The organism is Chryseobacterium sp. ON_d1 (assembly GCF_006829085.1).
Classification (GTDB): domain Bacteria; phylum Bacteroidota; class Bacteroidia; order Flavobacteriales; family Weeksellaceae; genus Chryseobacterium.
This window is the reverse complement of the sequence record NZ_BJTC01000004.1, coordinates 219,235-238,486: the sequence shown is the minus strand read 5'-3', so window position 1 is coordinate 238,486 and position 19,252 is coordinate 219,235. Positions and strand designations below refer to the sequence as shown.

Annotated in this window: 18 protein-coding genes; 6 read left to right on the top strand and 12 right to left on the bottom strand. The window is 36.4% G+C overall.

Annotation, left to right across the window (positions count from 1 at the left end; genetic code table 11):
- The first annotated feature begins 85 nt into the window (after positions 1-85).
- Complete coding sequence (locus CRS_RS08350) at positions 86-730, top strand: DUF1579 domain-containing protein (RefSeq protein WP_142723595.1); 645 nt, start codon at positions 86-88, stop codon at positions 728-730.
- Between the two features lie 54 nt (positions 731-784).
- On the opposite strand, the gene lepA is transcribed toward CRS_RS08350, so the two are convergent.
- The 5 genes from lepA to CRS_RS08325 form a co-directional block, all read right to left on the bottom strand.
- Positions 785-2,581, bottom strand: coding sequence for a translation elongation factor 4 (lepA, locus tag CRS_RS08345; protein WP_142723594.1), 1,797 nt, complete (start codon positions 2,579-2,581; stop codon positions 785-787).
- A 99-nt stretch (positions 2,582-2,680) separates the two neighbouring features.
- Positions 2,681-3,718, bottom strand: a complete 1,038-nt coding sequence (locus CRS_RS08340) for a hypothetical protein (RefSeq protein WP_142723593.1) — start codon at positions 3,716-3,718, stop codon at positions 2,681-2,683.
- A gap of 96 nt (positions 3,719-3,814) precedes the next feature.
- On the bottom strand, positions 3,815-4,327 hold the full coding sequence (locus CRS_RS08335; RefSeq protein WP_142723592.1) for a hypothetical protein: 513 nt from the start codon (positions 4,325-4,327) through the stop codon (positions 3,815-3,817).
- A 6-nt stretch (positions 4,328-4,333) separates the two neighbouring features.
- Positions 4,334-4,876, bottom strand: coding sequence for a hypothetical protein (locus CRS_RS08330; protein WP_142723591.1), 543 nt, complete (start codon positions 4,874-4,876; stop codon positions 4,334-4,336).
- A gap of 17 nt (positions 4,877-4,893) precedes the next feature.
- Positions 4,894-5,445, bottom strand: a complete 552-nt coding sequence (locus CRS_RS08325) for an RNA polymerase sigma factor (protein WP_034694015.1) — start codon at positions 5,443-5,445, stop codon at positions 4,894-4,896.
- Between the two features lie 181 nt (positions 5,446-5,626).
- Between CRS_RS08325 and CRS_RS08320 the strand changes: the two genes are divergently transcribed.
- The 4 genes from CRS_RS08320 (at position 5,627) to CRS_RS08305 (ending at position 10,191) form a co-directional block, all read left to right on the top strand.
- Positions 5,627-6,376, top strand: coding sequence for a Rossmann-like and DUF2520 domain-containing protein (locus CRS_RS08320; RefSeq protein WP_142723590.1), 750 nt, complete (start codon positions 5,627-5,629; stop codon positions 6,374-6,376).
- A complete protein-coding gene (locus CRS_RS08315; RefSeq protein ID WP_142723589.1) occupies positions 6,366-6,884 on the top strand; it encodes an HAD family hydrolase in 519 nt (172 codons plus the stop codon). The genes CRS_RS08320 and CRS_RS08315 overlap by 11 nt, the downstream gene beginning before the upstream one ends.
- Positions 6,885-6,892: 8 nt before the next feature.
- Entirely contained in the window at positions 6,893-7,456 is a 564-nt protein-coding gene (locus tag CRS_RS08310) for a nucleoside triphosphate pyrophosphatase (RefSeq protein WP_142723588.1), read from the top strand.
- A 149-nt stretch (positions 7,457-7,605) separates the two neighbouring features.
- Complete coding sequence (locus CRS_RS08305; protein ID WP_228451211.1) at positions 7,606-10,191, top strand: lipopolysaccharide assembly protein LapB; 2,586 nt, start codon at positions 7,606-7,608, stop codon at positions 10,189-10,191.
- A 75-nt stretch (positions 10,192-10,266) separates the two neighbouring features.
- Here the strand turns inward: CRS_RS08305 and tsaB are convergent, their stop codons facing one another.
- From tsaB to rpiB, 7 genes are all read right to left on the bottom strand, one after another.
- Positions 10,267-10,941, bottom strand: a complete 675-nt coding sequence (gene tsaB / locus CRS_RS08300) for a tRNA (adenosine(37)-N6)-threonylcarbamoyltransferase complex dimerization subunit type 1 TsaB (RefSeq protein ID WP_142723587.1) — start codon at positions 10,939-10,941, stop codon at positions 10,267-10,269.
- Positions 10,942-11,022: 81 nt separating this feature from the next.
- On the bottom strand, positions 11,023-11,772 hold the full coding sequence (locus tag CRS_RS08295) for an SDR family NAD(P)-dependent oxidoreductase (protein ID WP_142723586.1): 750 nt from the start codon (positions 11,770-11,772) through the stop codon (positions 11,023-11,025).
- Positions 11,773-11,864: 92 nt separating this feature from the next.
- Entirely contained in the window at positions 11,865-12,236 is a 372-nt protein-coding gene (locus CRS_RS08290) for a YraN family protein (RefSeq protein WP_142723585.1), read from the bottom strand.
- A gap of 44 nt (positions 12,237-12,280) precedes the next feature.
- Complete coding sequence (locus tag CRS_RS08285) at positions 12,281-13,210, bottom strand: LD-carboxypeptidase (RefSeq protein WP_142723584.1); 930 nt, start codon at positions 13,208-13,210, stop codon at positions 12,281-12,283.
- Complete coding sequence (locus tag CRS_RS08280) at positions 13,207-13,893, bottom strand: LysE family translocator (RefSeq protein WP_142723583.1); 687 nt, start codon at positions 13,891-13,893, stop codon at positions 13,207-13,209. Before CRS_RS08280 ends, CRS_RS08285 begins: the two co-directional genes overlap by 4 nt.
- A gap of 234 nt (positions 13,894-14,127) precedes the next feature.
- Positions 14,128-16,281: a ribonuclease R gene (gene rnr / locus CRS_RS08275; protein ID WP_142723582.1), complete on the bottom strand. Its 2,154-nt coding sequence runs from the start codon at positions 16,279-16,281 to the stop codon at positions 14,128-14,130.
- A gap of 337 nt (positions 16,282-16,618) precedes the next feature.
- Positions 16,619-17,053 (bottom strand): ribose 5-phosphate isomerase B, encoded by a 435-nt coding sequence (rpiB, locus tag CRS_RS08270; RefSeq protein WP_142723581.1) that lies wholly within the window; start codon positions 17,051-17,053, stop codon positions 16,619-16,621.
- A 640-nt stretch (positions 17,054-17,693) separates the two neighbouring features.
- Between rpiB and pgk the strand changes: the two genes are divergently transcribed.
- Positions 17,694-18,884, top strand: a complete 1,191-nt coding sequence (gene pgk / locus CRS_RS08265) for a phosphoglycerate kinase (protein ID WP_142723706.1) — start codon at positions 17,694-17,696, stop codon at positions 18,882-18,884.
- The last annotated feature ends 368 nt before the right edge of the window (positions 18,885-19,252 follow it).

Below are 19,252 nucleotides of genomic sequence, written 5' to 3'. Positions count from 1 at the left end.
TGTGCAAAGTAAAAAAATAATCAGAGGTATAATAAAAGTTCCTATCTTTAAGTTATCATTCTAACCATCTTATAACTAAACCATTATGAAAAATTTATTATCAATTCTTATCGCTGCTTTTTTATTAACAGCCTGTGAGAAAGGAAAAACAACAGCAGTCAATGGTTCCGATAAAGCAGACCCTGCTGCTTCAGAATCTGAATGGAAACCAGTAGATTCAGCAACAGCTATGAAAGCGTGGATGGAGTACTCTACTCCGGGAGAAATGCATAAGATGCTGGCAAAATCTGACGGAATCTGGACGGGAGAAACCACCATGTGGATGGAAAACGGAGGAAAACCTATGATGAGTAAATCTGAGACTATCAATAAAATGATGTATGGCGGACGCTACCAGATCAGTAATCATAAAGGCAACTTTATGGGAATGCCTTTCGAAGGAATGAGCATTGTGGGATATGACAACTCCAAAAAGAAATTTATCAGTACATGGATCGACAATATGGGAACCGGTATCATGCATGGTGAAGGGGAATGGAGTCCCTCTACAAAATCGGTTGAATTTAAAGGAAAAATGACGGATCCTTCAAGACCTGGGAAAGATTGTGATTTCAGAGAGGTTTTCACATTTGTAGATGACAACAATCAAAAACTGGAAATGTACGGCCCGGACTCCAAGACAGGAAAAGAGTACAAAACCATGGAAATAAAATACACCCGTAAGAAATAAATCAACAAAAAAAACCGCTCCATTATCAGAAGCGGTTTTTATTTTTATAATGAATTAGTCATTCAGCTTTAATACAGCCATGAACGCTGATTGTGGTACTTCTACTCTACCAATCTGCTTCATTTTCTTCTTGCCTTCTTTCTGCTTTTCCAATAGCTTACGCTTTCTGGAAATATCACCACCATAACATTTTGCAGTAACGTCTTTTCTTAAGGCTTTAATGGTTTCTCTTGCAATTACTTTCGTACCCAAGGCAGCCTGAACAGCAATATCAAACTGTTGTCTCGGAATCAGCTCACGAAGTTTTTCACACATTTTTTTACCAATGTGATAGGCATTACTGTCATGAATCAAAGATGAAAGGGCATCTACCATATCACCATTGATCAGTATGTCCATTTTTACAAGCTTGGACGCTCTGAATCCGATTGGATGATAATCAAATGAAGCATATCCTTTAGAGATTGATTTTAACCTGTCATAGAAATCAAATACTACCTCAGCAAGCGGCATATTGAACACCAATTCCACTCTTTCAGAAGTTAAATAGCTTTGGTTAACAATTTCTCCTCTTTTTTCAATACATAGAGTCATTACCGGCCCCACGAAATCAGATTTGGTAATGATAGAAGCCTTGATAAACGGTTCTTCCACTCTGTCCATAATAGACGGATCCATCATTTCCGAAGGGTTGTTAATCAGAATCGGAATTTCTGGTTCTTTTTTGGAATATCCAAAATAAGATACGTTCGGTACCGTAGTGATCACGTTCATATTAAACTCTCTGTCAAGACGTTCCTGTACAATTTCCATGTGAAGCATTCCCAGGAATCCGCAACGGAAACCGAAACCAAGAGCAGCAGAACTTTCCGGTTCGAAAACCAGAGAAGCATCATTCAGTCTTAATTTTTCAAGAGAGAATCTCAGCTCTTCAAAATCTTCAGAATCAATTGGGTAAATACCGGCAAATACCATTGGTTTTACTTCCTCAAATCCATCAATAGGAGCCGCTGCAGGTCTGTCAAAAGAAGTGATGGTATCTCCTACTTTTACTTCACGGGCATCTTTGATTCCCGACACCAGGTAGCCTACATCTCCACAATGGATTGTTTTCTTAGGAACCTGCTTAAGTTTTAACGTTCCTACCTCATCAGCCCCATATTCTTTGCCTGTAGCGAAGAATTTGATCTTTTCATTTTTAGTAATACTTCCGTTCACTACCTTGAAATACGCTTCAATACCTCTGAAAGGGTTATAAACAGAGTCGAAGATCAAGGCCTGAAGCGGACCGTCAGGATCTCCTTCCGGTGCAGGAATTCTCTCAACAATCTGTTCTAAAAGGTTATGAACACCTTCTCCTGTTTTTCCGGAAACTCTCAGTACATCTTCATAGTCGCACCCGATCAGATTCATAATCTCATCGGTTACTTCCTCAGGATTGGCAGACGGAAGGTCAATTTTATTCAGAATCGGAATGATTGTCAGATCATTTTCCAGTGCTAAATAAAGGTTACTGATGGTCTGTGCCTGGATACTCTGTGCAGCATCCACGATTAGAAGCGCTCCTTCACAGGCAGCAATAGATCGGGAAACTTCATAGGAAAAGTCAACGTGTCCCGGTGTATCGATAAGGTTTAAAATATATTTTTCTCCTTTATATTCATAATCCATCTGGATAGCGTGCGACTTAATCGTAATCCCACGTTCTTTTTCCAGATCCATATCATCAAGCGTCTGAGACTGTAATTCTCTTTGGGTAACTGTATTGGTATACTCCAACAGACGGTCTGCCAGGGTACTTTTACCGTGGTCGATATGGGCGATTATGCAAAAATTTCGTATGTTTTTCATTTAAGAATCTTGTAGTTTGCAAAGATAAAAAAAAGCGAGAGATTATTGTCTTTCATTATCTTATTGTATGAATTTATTTAATTTTTACTGCTGATTTTTTTATTTTTCAAATATATAACTCCCGGTTAAAGAATCAAGATACACATTGGATTCCATAGTAGATCTGAAACCGACTCCCTGAACTGCTCCAGCATTGGTATTGGATGAGGAATCAATTGCAGCACCGATTAAAGCTCCTACCAAACCTCCTGTAACTGCTCCAACGAATAAACCTCCGGTTTGGGCTGAAGCAAAAAGATTGGTTCTGGAAGAATAAATATAAAAGCCTTTATTATCTTTCTTTATTTCATCAAAGCCCACAGGTGTCGTTTTATAAGCTATTCCATTTTCTACATAGCAATATACTTTAGAGAGCGAAGTCTCAAGGCCTTTATCTATTAACTGCACTACTTTTCCTTTCTTATTTTTTTTGAGGGAATACTCAGGATTTGGATTCTGGTTACGAAATTCCTGAAAGTTTGTGTAAATACCTTCCTTTAGAATAGGATTGTTAAATGCTTTATACTCCTTGTTTAAATACTCTTCATATCTGTTTATTTCATTTTCAGGAATATAATATCCGGGATTAATATTTGGATAATAAGACGCTTTTATAAACTGTGTAAATATTTCAGAAATCTGTCCAGCCAAAAATATAGAAGGATGTACTGTAATATTCGGGTTACAGACAATTACATTACTATATCTTCCGATAAAATAGTATTTATCATTTCTTTTAATAAAGCTGGAAAGTTTAATTCTCGCTTTTGCATAAGTAAATGTACGGTTATTATCCTGTTCTTCATAGACTTTAAGGTCTTCCAACATCAGGACAATATCATTATTTCCTATTGTTTTATTGTCTTCTCTGAATTTGTTTTCGATCAATCCCTGAAGATCATTAGTTGCAAATTTCAGTTCAACTATATCTTTTTTATCCGGAATACTTCCAATATTTTTATCTGATCTGTTATCAATAAAAGTAAGTGATTTTGTAAGTCCTTTTCTGTCTCTAAGATTATCATTAATCTTAATTATTTCAGTTTTTTGTGCGGACCATAGAGACGAAAGTAAAAAAAAGAAAAATAATTTTTTCATCTATAAATTTTCGGCAAAAATAGGAATTTGAAGCAAAATTAAACGGCTCTCACAGAAAGATCTGTAAGAGCCGTCCAACATTAAAAAAATAAACTATTATGGGTTTTGTTTAGGTCCCGAAGCAGTGTTATTGTTTCCGTGAGGTTTTCTTTCTTCCATTTTATCCTTCATCATTTTTTCTGACTGAAACAGCTTCAGAACTTTCTGGCAGGGAATTACCTGCTGCATTTTATCTGCATATTTTTTTCTGTTATCCAAAAGCTTTTGTCCCACTTCAAAACTTTGCTGTAATTTGGCTTTAGCCTCTTCATCCGTTAAAGTTTCAGGATCAAAGTTTGAATTAAACTGACTTTTTATTTGTTTCTGGCTATCCAGATATTCGTTATACAATTGTGTAAATTCGGCTTTATCCTCCGGATCGACATTCAGATTATCCATGATCATATTGTTTCTGAATTTCTTCAGAAGCTCTTTCCTTTCTTCCGGGGAAAGATTGTTGATGACTTCCTTTCTTTGTTTCGGATCCATCTTTTTCCAGTCATAATCAGTTCTTTGGGCATTTAATCCAAAGCCGTAAATAATCAAAAACGTCAATAATATCTTTTTCATCTTCTTTTAATTATAAATATCCAAATAAACGTCCTGGGTCGAATTACTTGCTAATTCTGCAATTTCAGAATTAGAAAACGAATCCAGATAGTCATTCATTCGTGTTTCTTCTTTTTTATTTACAGTTTTCACCGGTTTGGGTGTCTCTGTTGCTTTTTCAGTTTTATTTACACTTTCAGAAGCGTATATATTGTTATTTTTTTGATTTTCAACTGTTTGATTATTATTTTCAACAGAAGTTAAATCAGATTTTAAAGTTTCATAAGCCAGCTCACTTTCTGTTTTGGGCTCTCCATTATTGGCAACATAGGCTGTTTTAGAATTCAGGGTCTGATCGGCAGAGTCATTATCTGAATTGAAAACATAAGTTGCTCCAAAGATCAAAGCCAGTGATGCTGCTGCTGCATACATCCAGTTCAGCTTAAAGACAGGTGCTTTTTTACTTGTCTTTATATCATTCATAACGTTCTCCTGAATATTTTCAAACAAATTTTCAGGAACTGTGTAAATGTTTTTACGTTCTAATTTTTCTATGTCGAACTCTTTCATCTTTGTAGGGTCAAAAATTATTTTTCGTAATTTTCTTTAATATAATCTTCTATTTTCTGTTTGGCATAATGATAATTTGTTTTCAGGGTCCCTACGGACATATCAACTATTTTTGATATTTCTTCATAGGGCAAATCATCATAATACCGCATCATAAATACCAGTTTCTGCTTTTCAGGCAGGCTCTGTATAGCGTTCTGCAGTAAAATCTGTATTTCTTCTGCATCTCCTTCTGTATTATCTGCTACAAGATTCTGCATGTGATACTCCGGATCTTCATCAGTCTTCTGCATTTTTTTCATTTTATTGACCTGCTGTAGTGCTTCATTGGTAGCAATTCTGTACAACCAGGTATACAGCTGGCTATCATTTTTGAACTGATGAAAATTCTGATAAGCTTTAATAAAAGTTTCCTGCAAAGTATCCTGTGCAAGATCTCCGTCCACAATAATTCTTCTTATGTGCCAGTACAATCTGCTTTGATAGGCATCCATCAAGGCACGGACTCCTTTATCCTGGGTCCGTGGATTCTGCATCAACGAAATAATTTCCGCGTCCTTAATCTTCATAAGATGCCTTCATTGTTTTGGATTACAAAAATAGCTGAAAGTTAAATTAAAAATCTAATTTTCAATTTAAATATTAAAAATATTATGAGACACTTACGCAATAAACGTGCCTATATTGAGCGACAGCATTTCTGAAGCCATCTGTCTTTTCCGGCTCAGCTTAAAATCTTATATTTGTTATATGCAAATTGTAATCATCGGTTCCGGAAATGTAGCCTATCATATGGCAAAAGCTTTCATTTTGAAAAGCATTCCTCTTGTTCAGATATTTGGCAGGAACGAAAAAGAATTAAGTAATATTTCTGAAGAATTAGACATTCCCTATTCTACTGATCGTTTGGAAAAGGCAGATCTTTATATCATCTGCGTGAGTGATAAATCTGTAGAGGAAGTCTCAAAAACTATTACCGAAAAAGACTGCCTGGTTGTTCATACTTCAGGATCTCTTCCTAAAGAAGTTCTTGCCGGCGATTATCGGAAAGCGAGCCTATACCCTTTACAGACCTTTTCAAAATCAAAAGAACTGGAATACGAAAAAATTCCGTTTTTTGTAGAAGCTGAAAATCAAGAAGATCAAAAAATGTTGTTTGACCTTGCTTTAAAGATTTCAGAAAAGGTAATGGAAAGTACTCACGAAAAAAGAAAATATATCCATCTTACAGCTGTTTTTGCCTGCAATTTTGTGAATCATCTTTTTTCAAGGGCTAAAGAAATTTCAGATGCTCAGGATATCCCGTTTGATTATTTCTTACCGCTGATTGATGAAACCGTTCAGAAAATCCATGAAATTGAACCTAAAGCAGCGCAGACAGGACCTGCTGTAAGAAATGATCTAAGGATCTTACAGCTGCATGAACAGTTGCTAAAAGATGAGAGTCTTGAAATTTATAAAACAATGAATCATTCTATTCAGAAAATGTATGAGTTATAAAGAGAAACTAAAAGATATTAAAGCATTTGTATTTGATGTTGACGGAGTTTTCACGGACGGAAGCGTCTATCTTCTTCCCGGAGGAAATATGTGCAGGGTAATGAATGTCCTGGACGGCTATGCTGTTGTAAAAGCATTAAAAAACAATTATCTGATCGGTGTTATTACAGGAGGAAATGATGAGATGGTAAAACACAGGATCAATTATCTTGGGATTCAGGACTATTATCCTAAGTCTCACAATAAAATAGATGATTTTGAAGATTTTAAGAAAAAATACAACCTTAAAAATGAAGAAATCCTGACCATGGGTGATGATCTTCCGGATATTCATATCATGGAGCGTTCAGCTATTGCCGCATGCCCTGAAAATGCAGTTCCTGAAGTAAAAGGAATTTCTGATTATATTTCCCCGAAAAAAGGAGGAACAGGTGCTGTGCGCGATGTGATAGAACAGGTGATGAAAGTTCAGGGAAACTGGCATGATGATAATACACAATCCGTATAATTACAGGCATGAAATTACTTTTAGCATCACAATCCCCAAGAAGAAAAGAACTTCTTTCCAGCCTTGGTTTTAAATTTGAAGTTGTAAAAATAGACTGTGAAGAAATTCTGCCGGAAAATATCAAAATAGAAGATGCCGCGGCTTATCTTTCTGATCTAAAAGCGGAAGCTTTCAGGAGTCTGGAAGCAAATGAAGTTCTGCTGACTGCTGATACAGTAGTAGCTATTGACCATCAGATTCTGGGAAAACCTAAAGATGAAGCGGATGCCTTTAAAATGCTTCAGAGCCTTTCGGGAAGAACGCATCAGGTGTATACCGGAATTACTATCAAAACAGCCAATAAATCTTTTACAGAAACAGATGTAGCAGATGTTACTCTGGATCAACTTACTGATGAAGAAATAAATTATTACATTCAAAATTATAAGCCTTTTGACAAAGCAGGAAGCTACGGTATCCAGGAATGGCTGGGAATGGCAAAGATTAGAAGCCTCACAGGAAGTTTCTACACCATTATGGGACTTCCCACCCATCTTGTTTACAAAATATTAAAAGAAACCGCTCTGATTTAAAAAAATTATTGAGGTTCTGACATCCATTTAAGAAGAAATAAAATATTTCCTTCGGAAATATAAATATTATTCATTATAAAATTTTATTATTTTTACAAAATCATCAAACTGCTGATAATAAAAAGCAGATTAGCGAGTTATATTGAATAATGAAAAAGAATATATTATTCCTTTTGGTAATATGCCTTGTCGCTTCCTGTGCTACCAAAACAAAAAAGCCGGAGCAGCGTTCAAAGCTATTGAAAGGATTTTCAACATATTACAACACTCTTTTTAATGCCAAAGACGCATTAAACAGTGAGTTTACGACCCGGGATAAGGGCCATAAAGACAACTTTTATGCGCCTTATATTCCTATTCTGACTTATGAAGAACAGCCTTTAGGAAGTGACCTCGGACAGTCTGAGGCTTTTGCAGAGAACTCTATGAAAATGGCTGAAGTAGCTAACAGACCTTCAGGAAGGAGTAATTCCGGAGTACCGAATATACCTGGCGGACCTTCAGGGAATGCCCCGGCAAGACCGGATGGAGAACAGGCAAAAGGAGCAACCACCCTTGAAATTGCAGAGGCTAAAGCTTTAAAAGCTATTAATAAATATTCTGTAACCAGGAACGGTGAAGAGAAAAATAAACAGATCTTTGACGCCTATATGATCCTGGCTCAGGCGAGAATTTATCGTGGTAAATCTCTGGAGGCACTGGACGCACTTAATTATGTTTTCACTCATATGAAAGATGATAAGAGGATTGCTTTGGCAAGAATTTATCAGGGACTGGCTTATGATAAAATCAAGGATTATCACAGAGCGCATGAAACTTTTGCAAAACTGAAAGGAGAAGATATTAATAAAAGCTATGCAAAACTGCTCAGTATCTACTATGCTGAATCTTTGCTGGATGCGGGAAAAAAAGAAGAAGCCGCCAAAGAGCTTGATGACGCTTTTGAGTTGAACAGCAACAGGAAACTGAAAAGCAGAATCGCTTATCTGAGAGGTCAGGTTTTGGAAAATCTGGGGCAGAATGATAAAGCAAGGGAAAGCTATACTGCAGCATACAAATATGCCAATGATTTTGAATTCGAAGTAAAATCACAGATTGCTATTGCTAAAACTTTTAATGGTAAAGGAGATTATGCAGGCGCTAAAAATTATCTGGAGGGAATCAGCAAGAAAGGGACTTATGGTTCCAGAAAAAATGAATTTTACTATGCTTTAGGTTTAATGGCCAACAAGGCAGGAAAAAAAGAGGAGGCTCAGCAGTTCTTCAGAAAATCATTGTTTGAAAAGGTATCCGACCCTCAAATCCGTGGGCTGGCTTATTATGAAATAGGAAAAAGTTACCTGGAAAAAAATGATTATATCGGAGCCGGAAGCTATTATGATTCTGCACTTGCTGTAATGACTTATGAACCTTCAAAGATCCTTTTAAAAGATCAATCCGAGTATATTAAAAAGATTTCCAGAAACTACTATCTCATCAAGAAGAATGACAGTATTCTTTCTCTTGCCAAGATGAATGATGCCCAGAAAACAGATTATTTCACGAAATATATTGCAAAACTAAAGGCCAAGGAGGAGAAAGAAGAACTGGAAAGAAGACGTGCAGAAAGAAATAAAGGATTTGATACCGGGGACTATAGTGCCAACTCTGTTTTTGCCAACGGTTCTTCTAATTCCTTTGAAGACTTTGGGGTCACTACTAAAGGATTCTACTTCAGTAATACCGGAACAGTAAGCAAAGGAGCCTCTACATTTAAACAGATCTGGGGAGACCGTGCACTTGCGGATAACTGGCGTTTTTCCAAGAAAATGGCTTCTATAGAAGATATGAAAAATGAAGCGCTTGGAGTGACTTCTGCTCCTAATCCGAGACGTTTTGAACCGGCTTATTATATTGAACAGATTCCTATGGATCAGGGTAAATTATCCCAATTGAAAAAGGACAGAGATACTGCCTCACTAGGCCTGGGTATTATGTATCAGAATTACTTTACCAATACTCCCCTGGCTACCAAAACGCTGTATGAGCTTGTAGATGTAAAGCCTGAAGAAAAGGTAATGCTGCAGGCATTGTATGAGATTTTTGCCATGAATTATGAAAAAAATCCACAGGCTTCTGAAAGAGCAAAACAAATTCTGTTATCAGATTATCCTTATACTTCCTATGCTGAATTTGCCAGAAATCCTAAAAACAAATCATTTGTAAAATCAACTGAGGAAGTTGAAAACGAGTATAAAAAAGCATATGCTCTTTTTGAATCGGAAAAATTTGCAGAAAGTAAAGATCTCATAGACCAGGCCCTTCAAAAATATCCAAAGGATGCACTGGTTCCGAAACTGTATCTGCTCAATGCTTTCAATGCAGGAAAATCCAGCGGAAAGGAAGTAATGATTCTTCAGCTTGAACAGATTGCCCTGAATTATTCTAAAACCCCCGAAGGAATAAGGGCTAAGGAAATGCTGAATTACCTGAAAAGTGATCTCAGCTTTCAGGCGACCGATAATAAAGGAAATGCAATTCCCCAACAACCTGGAGGAGCTCCTGTTCAGCCTAATACACAAAATACAGGAGGCCCGCCAATGAATAACGGGAAAGTACAGCAGCAGGAAAACATAGCCACACAAACCCTAAACGTAGATCCGGGTTTGCAGCAGGGTAATCCCGCCCAGCAGAAAAAAAATGACAAATCCGGCGGAAATAAGCCCGCATCAAAAGCGCCGCCAAGACCTCAATAAAAATAATAAAAGCAACTCAAATTGAGTTGCTTTTTTACTTTATACGGTTATTATCTTTCTTTTATAAAATATCAATTACGAAGGCTTTTTCTTTACCCCGTGGAAATCTTTAAGATAAAAAGGTTCAAAATAAGCCATATCTTCAAATTCCTGATTTTGTATTTTTTTCATCGTTTTACTGATAAGATATTGGGCAGACGGATAAACGTCATCTTTAAAAACAGCACCAGGAAGATTGAGTATATCTTTTGCTTTCTTCGCTCCGTCTCCTACAAACAGCACTTTTTTATCTTTAAATTCTTCAAAAGAAGCTTCATCCAGAATTTTGGCTTCGGTCTCTGATAATTCCTGGCCTGTTTTCCCATCATAAACGGCCGTATAAACTTCCATTCTCCTCGCATCAACTAAAGGTATTACCAGGTCATAGTTATCTCCTAAAAAAGGCTCTATCATGCTTTCAAGAGAATTTACTGCGATCAGCGGAACTCTGAGCCCATAGCAGAAGCCTTTTGCAGAAGCCGCGCCTATTCTTAACCCCGTATATGATCCTGGACCTTTTCCTAAAGAAATGGCTTCAATATCCTTCAGAGAAATTTCCGCTCCCTCCATTGCCCATTCTACATAAGTATGGAGACTTTCAGACTGTTTGTAATTTTCAGAAACTTCTTCGCACAGACACAGCAGCTTCTCATTGTCCGATACTGCTACTGAACAGTTCTTTGAAGATGTTTCCAGATATAGAATTTTCATTTTTTGATTTTAAGGTAAACGCAATATTGCAAAAGACAAAATTGATTTTAATATTCTGCAAATTTACTCCATTATTTTGGACTATTTTCTATAAATCGTTCTTGGTTCCGCCTGAGCACTTGGATAGATAGTCATATCTGAAACGGTAACGTGCTTTGGTGCATTTACACAATAGGCAATAGCATCAGCGATGTCTTCAGCTTTCAGAGCTTCATACCCTGCATACACGGTAGAAGCCTTCTCGCTGTCCCCTTTGAATCTTACTAAAGAGAAATCTGTTTCTACAGCTCCCGGCTGAATGTTGGTTACTTTGATTCCAAATTCTGTAAGCTCTAATCTCATCCCCTCAGAAATAACATCTACTGCTTTCTTCGTTGCACAGTACACTACTCCATTTGCGTAAGTCTGTCTTGCCGCAACAGAACTGATATTTACAATATGACCTAAATTTTTAGTTTTCATAGTTGGAATAATCATTTTCGAAACATAGAGTAATCCCTTTACATTTCCGTCGATCATAGAATTCCAGTCATCTGTTTTTCCTGCCGAAAGAGGATCTAATCCATGTGCATTCCCAGCATTATTGATCAGAACATCAATCTCTTTCCAGTTCTCAGGAAGAGAATTGATGGCTGTTTCCACTTCTTCAAGATTGCTGACATCAAACTTCAAACTAAATATTTCGGTATACTGAGAAAGTTCTGTCTTCACTGTCTCGAGTACCTCACTTCTTCTTCCACAGATAATAATTCTGTTTCCTTGTTTTGCAAGAAGTTCCGCAGTGGCTTTTCCTATACCTGAAGTTGCTCCGGTAATGAATATTGTCTTCATAAGTTTATTTTTAATCTAACGATGTATCAAAATATAACCGGTGTGTCATTCACTCTTATATTATTACATCGTGTATTTAATCAATTAGTATTTCAATTGGCATCAAATGCCTGAAATGCATCCATTATATGATCAATTGCCAAGTTTTTGTTTTTATCAGGAAGAACGGAAATAATATCAAATCTTACTTCATTATCCCTATTAAATTCTTCCAAATAGTGATTGGCTGCAGAAACAATTGATTTTATTTTTGTTTTGGTCACAGCTTCGTGAGGAAGCATAAATGCATCTGTAGATCTTGCTTTCACTTCCACAATGATAATCAGATCATCTTTTTCAGCAATGATATCAATCTCTGCTTTCTGAAAACGGAAATTTCTGACCAGAATTTTATAGCCATATTTCTTAAGATGGTCAGCAGCAAGATTTTCTGCTATTTTTCCAAAATCGTTATGGTCAGCCATATTAGTATTTAGAAATTAAGAAATAGGGTAGTAGTATGATTATTTTAAAACTCTACCTTTACTTTAGTATCAATCTTTACTTTAACTTCACTTCCGATAATCAATGGGCGGTTGTCTTTAATGTGTCCGTTCGGGAAAGCAAATACCACAGGAAATTTATATCTTGAGATTCTGTCAGAAATCAGCTTGTAAGCAAACTCATCAAAGCTTTCTTCGTAGTTTTTGTTTTCTTTTTCATCTCCCATATTGGTCATACCTCCTACAATGAGTCCTTTGATTTTCTTGAAAACTCCCGCCAGCTCCAGGCTCATGATCATCCGATCCAGGGCATAGAAGTTTTCTCCGATATCTTCGATGAAAAGAATTTTGTCCTTAAAGTCGAAAGAATATTGGGTTCCCAAAAGGGCATAAATAAGGGCTAAATTACCTCCGATCAGTTCTCCTTTAATATACCCTTCTTTATTCAACGGATGGGATTTTAAGCTGTATTTTGGCATTTTTCCCTTCAGGATGTCAAAAATCAGATCATAACTTTCACCTGTGACTCCAAAACTAGATGTTTTGATGGTCTGCCCATGTATAGAAACAAAACCTTTTTTCAGCAGATAACTTTGTATAACGGTGTTATCAGAATACCCGATATACCATTTCGGATTTTCTGTAAAGTCCTTCATTTTCAGATGCTGTATCAGGTGCTGGCATCCATAGCCTCCTCTGGAGGCCCACACGGCTTTTATTTCTTTATCATTTAAAGCCCAGTTAATATCTTTAATTCTTTCCTTTTCTGTTCCGGCATAATTGTATCCGTTTGAAAATTTAGTGTAAAGATGTTCCCCCGGAACGGGTTCAAAACCTCTGCTTTTAATCATTTCTATTCCCTTTTCCAATTGAGAGGTATCTACCGCTCCGGCAGGGGAAATAACAGCTATTTTGTCTCCCTTTTTAAGAGACTTCGGAAAGATCATTTTTTTCATTTTGTTTTTTGATATTTTACTTCTTTTTTTTCGGCTTCCTCCAGCTGTCTGTCAAACTGATTGAACTTTTTGAAACTCTGCAGGAAAATAAAGAAGCTGAAGATGATAAGAATACAGCCAACCACTCTTCTGATCTGATTAGCCAGTTTTTGTGTCAATTTATCATGAAACTGCTTGGCAAGGAATATCTTGGCAAGATCTATAGAAAGGTAAGTGGCCAGAACGATCCCAATGTATAAAATAAAACTGCTGGTGTCCGGATATTGATTCCTTACGGAAATTACCGTTACCAGCCAGAAAAGGATGACCCCAACATTGAGAAGATTAAAGAAAAAACCATTGAAAAATGTCTTGATATAATTTTGGCCAATGATCTTTTCCTCTCCAGGCATATGCATCTTGGTCTTGGTAACCAACATCACGATCCCATAGATAAAAATAAGAATGGAAGTGATTCTGTAAAAACCGGGATGCTTATCTATTAATGTTACAATGTCTGTACTGGCATAATATGCTGCCACAATGCATAATAAATCTGCTGTGATAACACCTAGGTCCAGTGATAGGGCATGTCTGGGGCCTCTGGAAAAGCTGGTTTCAATTAACAGGAAAAATATAGGTCCTATAAAAACCAGGCTCAGCATAAATCCTAATATGATGGCAGATAGTACAAGTTCAAACATTAAGTGGTATTTTAAAATGAAAAAAATTCATTTCGTTTAATACAAAGTTATACTTTATGATTTAATTATTCAATAAACTTGTGATTTATCAAGTGGATTTTAATCAGACTTTAATGTAAAAATTTCAAGAAATAGGAGAGGGAGGCATATTAGAAAACTCTAAATCTGAAAAAACAAAAGGCTGATCGTTATTGAACAATCAGCCTTTTTATTTATAGACTTTGAAAACATCATTTACTTCACAATCTGGAAATCCAGCTGCTTCTGAATCAGATTGGCTTTCACCACTTTAATCTGAACTTCGTCTCCCAACTGGTATTTATTACCATGTCTCACTCCATATACAGCATGTGTTTTGGCGTCAAACATGTACGAATCATCAACAAGATCTCTCAGTTTGATCAGACCTTCCGCTCCGTTTTCCGGGATTTCAACCCAGAATCCGAATTCTGCCACACCGGAAATCACACCTTTGAAAGTTTCTCCCAAATGTTTTTCCATGAATTTTACCTGCATGTATTTGATAGAATCCCTTTCCGCATCTGCGGCCAGTCTTTCCATGGCACTGCAGTGTTTTGCCTTTTCTTCAAGCTCACCTCTGTTTGGAGATTTTCCACCATCCAGATAATGCTGAAGAAGACGATGGGCCAATAAATCCGGATAACGACGGATAGGAGAGGTGAAGTGGCTGTAGTATTCAAATCCTAATCCGTAGTGCCCGATAGGTTCTGTAGAGTATACCGCTTTACTCATACTTCTCATGGCCAGCGTTTCGATCATATTTTCTTCACCTTTACCTTTTACATCATGAAGAAGCTTATTCAGAGATTCAGCCACTTTTTTGGTATTGGCAAGATTCATTTTATATCCGAAAGTAGCTACAAAGTCTCTCAGAGATTCCAGTTTTGCAGGATCCGGATCGTCGTGAACCCTGTAAATAAATGTATTATTGGTGATTTCACCTTTCCTTGTCAGCGATACGAATTCCGAAACTTTTTTGTTAGCTAAAAGCATGAATTCTTCGATCAGGTGATTGGAATCTTTACTTATTTTAAAATAAACCCCAACCGGTTCATTATTTTCATCCAGGTTAAATCTTACTTCACTTCTGTCGAAAGTAATAGCCCCTTTTCTGATACGTTCATTACGCATGATTTTTGCCAGCTTATCAAGCGTATTGATCTCTTCCGCCAGATCTCCCTTTCCGGTTTCTATACGTTCCTGAGCCTCTTCATAGGTAAATCTTCTGTCTGAGTGGATCACTGTTCTTCCAAACCACTGTTTCTGGATTTCCGCCTGATCATTCAGTTCAAAAACAGCTGAAAAAGTATATTTGTCTTCGTTGGGACGAAGGGAACATACATCATTACTCAACACCTCAGGCAGCATCGGAACAACCCTGTCTACAAGGTATACGGAAGTAGCCCGCTGATACGCTTCATCATCTAGGATAGTTCCCGGAACGACATAGTGAGAAACATCTGCGATGTGAACCCCGATTTCCCAGTTTCCGTTTTCTAATTTTCTTATCGATAATGCATCATCAAAATCCTTCGCATCCTTAGGGTCAATCGTAAATGTGCATATATTACGCATATCCCATCGCTTGGCAACTTCTTCATCCGTAATACTTCTGTCAATTTTATCAGCATCTGCTTCTACCTCCTGTGGAAATTCATAAGGCAAACCATATTCTGCAAGAATAGAGTGGATCTCGGTTTCATGTTCACCAGGCGCTCCCAGCACCTGGATGATCTCACCTTCCGGATTTTTATCCCCTGGTTTCCATTCTGTCATTTTCACAACGACCTTATCTCCATCTTCAGCATTATTGAATTTTGTCTTTGGAATAAAGATATCTGTATTGATAGATTTTTTATCACAAACAACGAATCCAAAATCTTTATGAGCTACCTTCTGAAAGGTCCCTACAAATTCTGTTCTGGTGCGTTCCAGAACTTCAAGAACTGAGCCTTCCAGTTTCTTTCCTTTATAATGATAAGTTATAATAAGAACCTTATCACCTTGCAGTGCATCCTTTACATTTTTGGCATGAATGAAGATATCGTCTTCCATTCCTTCCACACTTACGTAAGCATTTCCGCTTTGGTTAAAGTCGATTACTCCGGTTAATGTTCCTGCTATTTTCAGGTTGACAATATATTTTCCACGCTCCACTTCTTTGATTTTTTCAGAAGCCTGAAGCTTATGTAACGCCTGAATTACAAGTTCCCTTTGTCTTGGATTTTTGTAATCTATTCCGTCAGCGATCTGCTTATAATTATAAATTTTTGATGAATTAGCATTCATAAAACGAAGGATCAGTCTTCCGATCTCCATCAGTTTTAAATCATTTTTATGACTTATATATTTTCTTTTTTTTGGCATGTTAATTTTCTTTTTTAATTGTTTTGGTCTTAATACAAGTAAAACCTTTTTCTAAATCTTCCTTATCCATTCCTTTATAAGGTTATTCAATTTCATCAATAGATTCATTCCGTATCAACTCAGAAGTCATCTTTCAGTTTGCTTACAACGGGAGCTTTAGTTTTGTATAAATTTAATACAATTCTGGAGAAGAAAAGAGAAAAACCTTTTATTAAATATGTTTCAAATATAAGAAAGGCTTTGGAGAATAATAGAGTATAATTTCTATTGGACACTGCAAATGTACGAATAAAAAATAAATAAGGCTTGTAATGAGATTTACAAGCCTTATTCTATTTTAGCAAACTGCGATTTTGTCAACTCTGTTCTGGTGTCTTCCTCCTTCGAAATCGGTTGAAAGAAATTTATCTGCTATTTCAATCGCCAGTTCTTTTGATATAAATCTTGCCGGTATTGAAATCATGTTGGCATCATTATGCTGTCTTGCCAGTGTTGCAATCTCCGGCATCCAGCACAATGCACATCTTATTTTCTGATGTTTGTTGGCCGTGATCTGAACTCCGTTTCCGCTTCCACAGAACAAAATTCCCAGCTCATTTTCTCCGTTTTCCACAGAAGCTGCAGCAGGGTGTACAAAGTCCGGATAATCCACACTCTCTGTGGAAAACGTGCCAAAATCCTGAACTTCAAACCTTTCTGAAAGATAGTTTTTAACAATCTCCTTATATTCATAGCCTGCATGGTCCGCTGCGATAGCAATTTTTCTTTTCATAATACTCTTATTAAGCTTTATTAGATTCTATTTCATGACAAAGGTAAGAATAATAACAATTCGTGTTAGTAAAGCGGGAGTTAATTGTGAAAAGCAATGTGAATAACTGTGGAAAACTTTTCTCAACTTTCTATTTTTAAAGATCAATTTATTTCGTAATGGAAAAGCTTTCAGCAATTTTTTACCACAACTTTCCAGATGTTTTCTTCAGCTATCCCCAGATTTTTCCATAACAAAATAACTAATAATCTGTTCTATTCAAAGTTATCAACATTTGTTAATAAGTGTGTGAAATAGCGGGTTTACAAGGATTTATATTGTGAATTAAATATGAATTCAATAAAAGTTGAATGTTATCAATTTTTACCTTAAAACTTATCCCCGAAACTAACAATACATAACAACAACTACATTATTATTTTTTTTAAGAAAGAAGAAATTGTTGATTAGTGGATGATTGGGTTCGGGGAAAGTTTTTGAAAACTTTTATTTTAATCAATCTGTTGAAAAAGTTTAAAACCTTACATTTGTGAAACAAAAATTGAATGAAATTTATGAAATTGTTCCTGCCGGATTTGCTGAAAATGAAAACAGATTGGGTATGGCGGTTTCACAGGACTTAGAAAAAATAAATCTATTTATGAAAACAATCAATGATTTTAATTTTAAAGATAAGAAGGCACTGGTAAGAGTGGACTTCAATGTTCCTCAGGACGACCAGCTGAAGGTGACAGACAATACAAGAATTGTTGCTGTGAAACCTACAGTAGAGAAAATCCTTAATGATGGCGGTTCTGTCATTTTGATCACACACCTTGGAAGGCCTAAGGGGGAGGTTAAAGATGAATTTTCACTTAAACATATTGTTGGCGAAGTTTCTCATGTTTTAGGACAGGAGGTAAAGTTTGTTGATGAATGTATAGGAGAGAAAGCAGAGCAGGCTGCTGCTGAATTAAAACCTGGTGAGATCTTATTATTGGAAAATGTACGTTTTCATAATGAAGAAGAGAAAGGAGATGCTGCGTTTGCAGAAAAGCTTTCCAAGCTTGGAGATGCTTATGTGAATGATGCATTTGGAACGGCACACAGAGCTCATGCTTCTACGGCAGTCATTGCTCAATATTTCCAATCAACTAAATATTTCGGTTTGTTAATGGCTAAAGAACTTGAGGCTATTGATAAAGTGTTAAAAAGTGGTGAGAGACCTGTTACCGCTATTCTGGGAGGGTCTAAAGTTTCAACTAAAATTACCATTATAGAAAATATTCTTCCTGCAGTTGACAATCTGATTATTGGAGGAGGTATGGCATTTACCTTTATTAAGGCTCTTGGTGGAAAAATCGGTAATTCTCTTGTTGAGGAGGATAAGCTTCCTTTAGCTCTTGAAATTTTAGGAAAAGCTAAAGAGCATAAGGTGAAAGTTTACCTTCCTTCTGATACTATCATTGCAGAAAGCTTCAGTAATGATGCGGAAAGAAAAGAAGCTGATATCTATGCTATCCCTGAAGGATGGATGGGACTTGATGCCGGTCATAAGTCGAGAGATCAGTTCAACGATGTATTGTTAAATTCAAGAACTATTCTTTGGAATGGTCCGATTGGAGTTTTTGAAATGTCAAACTTTGCCGGTGGTACTGTAGCGTTAGGCGATAGTATCGCAGAAGCAACAAGACTTGGTGCCTTCTCTTTAGTTGGGGGTGGTGACAGTGTTGCTTTTGTTAAGCAATTCGGATATGCTGATCAGGTAAGTTATGTTTCTACCGGAGGTGGAGCAATGCTTGAAAGTCTTGAAGGACTTGAGTTGCCAGGGGTAGCTGCGATCAACAATTAAGAGAAAAATAAGTAATATTTTAAAGCCTGCTAATATAATTAGCAGGCTTTTTTTCTTTTTGAATTTACTAGAATATTCTGTATTGATCTGCATCCTCAAAGAAATTTAGATATAACTTATAGTTATGTGTTTTCGTGTTGAATTCTCTTTCAGTTACTTAAGTTTTTCAAAAATCTCTATTTAGAATCTGCCCTTAAATTTGTACGTTATTTAAGATTTTATTTTAGCTTTTTATTCTGAATTTTTGATAGAATTGATTCTTTTTTCAGTGCTGAGATTTTGAATTTATTGTAAGTTCTGGTGATCTTTTCCAGATAATTTTGGAGTATGTTTTATAGAAAATCTGGGTTTATATTTGAATTAATTCA